Raw genomic sequence first — 5627 nt, 5'->3', positions numbered from 1 at the left:
TTCATACAATGTTCCATACTCAACGTGATGATTCAAAATGGTAAACCCCAGAGCTACAAAGTAGAAATCTAGTTAACTTCCAACTAAGGGAGTTTTTGGCGATCGCTACTTTCATGCAACAAAGCCATTATAATCTACTATATCTAGTATATTTGCGTAATTCCTGTTTGATAATTACATAGGCATTTTGTTAATCTAAGTACAGGACAAAAATTGAAGAGCGTGGCAAAAATCAGAATAAAAGCTACTGAACCAGTCATTGAGTCTTCTTGAGATTCTCTTGATAAATCAGCTCTTAAGCTTTCTCAATAACTAACAATTGATCTGGGTTAGGATTTTGAATTTCCTGATTTTGACCATCAGGCCAAATAACTTGAATCGAATCAATTTTATCTTGTTTTCCTAAACCAAAGTAAAGACGATAATGACCTTGCGATCGCCACGATCCTTCTGACTGTCCAACTTCTTGAAATTGTGTTCCATTTGCTGTAATCACTTTAACTTTAGCACCGATAGCAACTGAATTTCCTGGTGCGCCCTTTAATTCTATTTCTAACCAATGGTTATCATTTCCTGGATTACGATACAGCAAAACCCTAGACTTACTATATTTAGCTAATTCCGTAATATCCTTGTCTTTTCTTTGTCGCTTTTCCCAATCAGGCATTTTTGTTGATTTACCCATTAATAAATCGCGATCACCGTCATTGTCTACATCAAACCAAGTACAGTAAGCATATCCCCCAAATGTTTTTGGTGAACTAACCTCTAGTAAGTTGATTTTTTTAAATCTGCGATCTGGTTGTTGGCGGTAAATTCCGTAGCGTAAGGTATGTAAGTCTATCAACCCATCATTATCATAATCAACCCAGTTAGCTGCAAATGCTTTCTTTGGTAGTCCAACTGATTCTGGATCTGTAGCTTGATATTTACCATCCACATTGGTAAATAATATACTTTCTCTTCTGGAAGCTGAGAATAGGTCTAAATCTCCATCTCCATCATAATCAGCGATCGCCAATTGATTTACTAAACCCTTCTGTTCCCCTAAATTTTCTGCAACAAAATTTCCTGATTCATTTCTGTAGAGCCAAAAAGTTGTTTCATCAGCCCAAAATAAATCCATATCCAGATCGTTATCTATATCTAACCAAGTAAACCAACCCATATCTTTGAACCCTAAATTTTTTTCATCAGCAACATTAATAAAACGACCTTCAGGGGTTTGGCGATAGAGTTGATTAGGATATCTAGAATTAGGTGGCAACTTCCGTCCACACATAGTATAAAGGTCTAAAAGATTATCGCGGTCAAAATCAACCCAAGCCACTTGTCGTGCAGCACATCCCGCTTTGGCTAAACCTACTTTCTCTCCAATATCTTCAAAACCAGAACTTTGTTGCAACATTAATTCATCTTTAGCATTAGGAGATAGTTCCGACATTTTGCCTTGCATTCCTCCTCGAACAATAGCTATATCAATATTTCCATCATTGTTATAATCATTCCAAGCCATACCATGTCGATCCATGTGAGGTAAGGCATTAATAGGTGGTAGAGCAAAATCAATGGAAGTAGCAGATTGAAAACGAGAACCCAGGTAAATATTTTTGATATCTGCTCTGGGATTTAACCTAAATAGGGGTGGAAAAAAAGGATAAAATGCTGGAAACTTGATAGATAATCTGCCATTTCCTTTAACATTAAATCTTACTACCTGAACCTTATCAATTCCTGCTGATAGAGCATTTGTTTTTCTAATGTTTGTTGATATTTGGTCTGATTCGGTAGAGGTTGCTAAGAGAGGGACAATTACCAAACCTTCTAAATTCTCTGGATTAGTCAGACCTTGGGCAGCTATTATTAATTCATAATTATGCCAATAAATATACAATCCTGGTTCTGTCTTATTTGCCAAAGGATCAGGAACTGGTGTGTCTGTAGCTTCATAGTTTTGGGGCAAACCTAACTCCGAAAGCCCATCTTTGAAATCTTCTCCTTGTTGATTAATTAAGAATATTTGAGGACCATTGTGATTCGTAGAAAATATATCTAAAAAGGTATCTTGATTAAAATCAGCTACACCTAAATCAAATAGTGAGTAAGCGGGACTGATTTCTTCCTGTATGAAACCAGAATTAGCATTTAATGGATATTTATTTTTATCCTGTGGCCTCAATAAAACCACCAATAAGGAAATCAATATAATTCCTACAAATATGAAAATATTACGTTTCATTTTCATGGCATTCAATTAGTGTTGTTCAAGAGATATTATTTATTAATAGGAAAAATGGTAGAAGCATCCATTAAGTTCAAGAGCTATTCCTTTTAATACATTAGTTTATTGCCCCCAATAACTGACTGAATTTTTACCGAATCATTAATAATTAATAATTATTAATTAAATAATTCAGCTTACTCTGCCTCCCCTTTCAAGGGGAAAAAGTGGTCGTTTGCGGAGCATGACCTGAGGATGGGATAGCTAGGTCTCCCGCTCTTGACAGAGCCGCTCCGAAGTGCGCCATATCCAATCGACCAAGAGAAAAGTGCTAGGATATTTCCTTATCTTCAATTCCGTAACGGTTAAAACCCGAAGTAATTATCAATTGTCCATTATCCATTAATGAAATACTCAATTTCTTGAGATTTTGTTTCGGCTAAATGTCTTCTAGCCAACTAATTGAGATTTTTATTATTGGCTAGTGTATGTTGAATATATCTTCTGTGTTCATAAATATTTTCACCATTTAGACCTAAATTATAAACTGGTGATCGAGATTATAGGGATAGATACTTGGAGTTTAAGAGCTGATTTTTCTAATACTTAATGCCAAGAATTGACGAATAAAAATTTATCCAGGGGGGATAATTATCTTGAGAGATATCTCCTAGGAGACTTTTGACGATTTGAGAAAAGTTTGATATCTTTAAATATGTAATATTTTAATTGTTTTAACGGTTTCTAGTTTATCATATTTGTTTGGATATTTTTTTCTAGATTTTTCCTAAAATTCAATCTAACAATTCTCATATATTATCCATACTACTCTAATTCTAATTTAATAACCTTAATTTACCATGACTAAAACACCCCGTCGCTATCATATTACCACTTTCGGCTGTCAAATGAACAAAGCCGACTCCGAACGCATGGCAGGTATCCTAGATAATATGGGCCTCATCTCGTCAGAAGACCCCAACGATGCCAACATCATTCTATACAATACTTGCACCATTCGTGACAATGCCGAGCATAAAGTCTACTCTTATCTAGGTAGACAAGCAAAACGCAAACACAAACAACCAGACCTCACTCTCATTGTTGCTGGATGTGTTGCTCAACAAGAAGGGGAAGCACTCCTGCGACGAGTACCCGAACTAGACTTAGTTATGGGACCTCAACACGCTAACCGCTTGCAAGACTTATTGGAACAAGTATTCAATGGCAACCAAGTAGTTGCTACTGAACCTATTCACATTGTGGAAGATATCACTAAACCCAGACGGGATAGCAAAGTCACTGCTTGGGTAAATATAATTTATGGTTGCAACGAACACTGCACCTATTGTGTTGTTCCCAGTGTACGGGGTGCAGAGCAGTCTCGCTATCCTGAAGCTATTCGCGCTGAAATGGAAGAGTTAGGGCGACAAGGTTATCCAGAAATAACATTGTTAGGGCAAAATATTGATGCTTATGGACGCGACTTACCGGGAGTGACAGCAGAAGGACGCAATAAACACACATTCACAGATTTACTTTACTATGTGCATGATGTACAAGGTGTTGAACGTATTCGCTTTGCCACAAGTCACCCCCGCTATTTCACAGAACGTTTAATTAGAGCGTGTGCTGAATTGCCCAAGGTTTGCGAACATTTTCATATTCCCTTTCAGTCTGGAGATAATGAATTATTGAAGGCGATGGCAAGAGGTTACACCCATGAGAAATATCGCCGGATTATTGATAAAATTCGCGAACTGATGCCAGATGCTTCTATTAGTGCTGACGCAATAGTAGGTTTTCCTGGAGAAACGGAAGCACAGTTTGAGAATACGCTAAAGTTGGTTGAGGATATTGGGTTCGATCTGTTGAATACTGCTGCTTATTCTCCTAGACCAGGTACTCCAGCAGCTTTATGGGAAAATCAAGTGAGTGAGGAGGTGAAAGCAGATAGACTACAACGGTTGAATCATTTGGTGGGAGTGAAAGCAGCAGAGCGATCGCTTCGTTATATGGGTCGTACTGAAGAAATTTTGGTTGAAGATACTAACCAAAAAAATGCTGCTCAAGTTATGGGTCGTACCCGTGGCAACCGTCTGACATTTTTTGAGGGGGATATTAATGAATTGAAGGGTAAGTTAGTACAGGTGAAAATTACTGAAGTACGTCCTTTTAGTTTGACAGGAGAAGTCAAGCAGTTAGTGATGGTTTAACAGTTGTAAGGATGGGTTGAGTGAATAGGTAAACAGTTACAGCATATTTCGGACAAATGATGTACAAGTTTTAATAGTAAAACTCTTGTGGTGCAGGCATCTTGCCCGCTAAATATGTACCCGCTAAATATGTACCTCACAAAATCGGGAAGTGCTGTATCATATCAAATCTGGTTGAATACTTATTATATAGTTGGGTGAGATTGAAGTGTGGATAGAATGATAAACATATACTGTATAACCGGATTCTATATCAGTTATTACAATGAGATATCCCAAAGGAAAGAAGACCGGAGTCTACAGACCTGCCATCAAGGCAAACTACGCGCTTTCCCACCAGAAGTGTCGGGGTCTGAAACGAAACTGTTAAAAATATTAACTGATGACTGATAAGTTGCACCCAGATAACTTGCTAAATTTTTAGAGACAGAAATATTCTATTTAATTCAGTAATTTACCCTTTGATTAAGAGTAATATTTAACTAAATAATGAAATTTTATGAACTACAAACAATGCTATAATAACTCAGAGGTAATTGTGAAAATATCTCTTCTTTGATCAAGGAATTGGTAAATTTACTGTCCTCTGTAAGTTACTTGTTCTTTCCTAACAACCATTCCGTTTATAGCCATACTAAAATGACTATTGTCTATCATAAAAGTTTTACTTCCATCAATAGCTAAATATCCTTGTTCAGCAGTAACAGGTAATTCTAAAAGTTTATTAGGATTTGATTTAGCACCAGCTACTAAAGTTAATTGACCATTACCACTACGACAAATATTAGCAAAATAATTTTTAGATTCAAAGTATTTTATTTCAGACCAATTTTCTCCTTTTTTTTGGCAAATACGCCACTCTTCACGGGATGCTTGAGCAAGTAATATAGATTTGTTGTCAATTTTTTTTGGGTTAGAAGCTAAAACTTTAGATGAAGAAGTTAATAAAGCAAATGTACCAAGTGTAAATAGTCCTAATTGAAAAAATTTTTGATTGATTTTAAGTAAATTCACGGCAAGTTCCTTGAAATATAAATTAGTATTGAAAATTTATAGCTTCATCACAACCATAAGGGGGTTGGTAAGGGGGTGCTGGTTTCCCCACTCCTCCACAGGGTGGGGCGGAAAGCACCCCCTTACATAAATAAATGTTGATCCGCTTCGATCAAGATGTTTGTCTACCTCCCGAC

General features: G+C 36.6%; 3 protein-coding genes. 1 reads left to right on the top strand and 2 read right to left on the bottom strand.

Going from position 1 to position 5627, the window contains the following annotated elements:
- Positions 1-295: 295 nt before the first annotated feature.
- Positions 296-2245 carry a CRTAC1 family protein gene (locus F6K06_RS32980; protein ID WP_124146559.1) on the bottom strand — a complete coding sequence of 650 codons (1950 nt, stop codon included), beginning with the start codon at positions 2243-2245 and terminating at the stop codon, positions 296-298.
- 836 nt (positions 2246-3081) lie between these two features.
- On the opposite strand from F6K06_RS32980, the gene miaB reads away from it, so the two are divergent.
- On the top strand, positions 3082-4437 hold the full coding sequence (gene miaB / locus F6K06_RS32975) for a tRNA (N6-isopentenyl adenosine(37)-C2)-methylthiotransferase MiaB (protein ID WP_124146560.1): 1356 nt from the start codon (positions 3082-3084) through the stop codon (positions 4435-4437).
- A 576-nt stretch (positions 4438-5013) separates the two neighbouring features.
- Here miaB and F6K06_RS32970 read toward each other — a convergent pair.
- Positions 5014-5451, bottom strand: coding sequence for a hypothetical protein (locus tag F6K06_RS32970; RefSeq protein WP_124146561.1), 438 nt, complete (start codon positions 5449-5451; stop codon positions 5014-5016).
- Between the last annotated feature and the right edge of the window lie 176 nt (positions 5452-5627).

It is taken from the genome of Okeania sp. SIO1H4, assembly GCF_010672695.1.
GTDB classification, from domain to species: Bacteria; Cyanobacteriota; Cyanobacteriia; order Cyanobacteriales; family Microcoleaceae; genus Okeania; species Okeania hirsuta.
The sequence above is the reverse complement of the archived record's forward strand: the minus strand, read 5'-3'. Positions and strand labels throughout refer to the sequence as shown.